The organism is Serratia sp. HNCC26DJ244, assembly GCF_057180565.1.
In genome coordinates, this window is record NZ_JBXUGO010000082.1 from 1 (window position 1) to 864 (window position 864).

Annotated in this window: 2 protein-coding genes; both read right to left on the reverse strand. The window is 54.9% G+C overall.

Going from position 1 to position 864, the window contains the following annotated elements:
- Positions 1-30: 30 nt before the first annotated feature.
- Positions 31-522 (reverse strand): type VI secretion system effector Hcp, encoded by a 492-nt coding sequence (hcp, locus tag AC2A06_RS18635; protein ID WP_037383271.1) that lies wholly within the window; start codon positions 520-522, stop codon positions 31-33.
- Between the two features lie 14 nt (positions 523-536).
- The coding region (locus AC2A06_RS18640) for an OmpA family protein (protein ID WP_484381275.1) at positions 537-864 on the reverse strand (328 nt) is incomplete at its 5' end.

An 864-nucleotide genomic window follows, 5' to 3' on the forward strand; every position in this document is an offset into this window, starting at 1 on the left:
TGCGGACAGGCGAACCTGTCCGCTCTGGTATTACGCGGTAGTACGTTCGTTCCAGGAATCGGAATGAATGATGTTGCCGTCTTTGTAAGTCCAGGTGATTTTTTCGTAGCGCAGCTCTAACTGCTCCAAGTGGTTGTGTTTCTCATACGCCGGGTCTTTGATGTCGTGCATCACCGGGTTGACTTTCACCACCTTGACGTTTTCCAGTTTGGTGTTGAAGTACTCCACTTCCTGGCCCGCGTCATTGATTTTGTACCACTTGAACTCGGCTGACTTCAGGGTCTGACCGGTGGTCACTGCCTTGTACAGGTACGGGCTGGAGGCATCGATTTCCTTGGTAAACAGGAACGGGGTGTGGATACGGGTCCCCGTCAGTTTGCCGGTGTTGTTGTCAGTCGGGATATACAGGTTATGCTGCTGAGCGACGATTTCGATGCTGCCTTCACGGTCTTTGACATCAACAGAACCCTTGATGTCGGCACCGCCGTCATCCTTCAGCCACAGATAAACAGGTATTGCCATGGGATTGTCTCCATTTAGTGTTGTGTACCGTCACCATCCAGTGATGACGGCGGGTTGTTGTCGGGTACCTGGCAGGCGTCTGCCTGTGGTACCAGACTGATTTCGACACGCCGGTTTTGCGCCCGTCCGGCGTCCGTGTCATTCGGTGCCAAAGGTCGGCTGTCGCCATACCCCTGCACCGCAAAACAGCTTTCCGGCACATCACCGGTATCACGCATCCAGTTACGCACCGCTTCGGCACGTTGCAAGGAGAGCGTCTGGTTCTGTTTGGCATTGCCGGTGTTGTCGGTATGCCCGCTGACCACTATCAGCCAGCCCGGTCTGGCCTTGATGCCCACCAGA

Coding starts and splice junctions, on each gene's coding strand:
- hcp (WP_037383271.1), bottom strand. CDS start 522: ATGGCAATACCTGTTTATCTGTGGCTGAAGGATGACGGCGGTGCCGAC.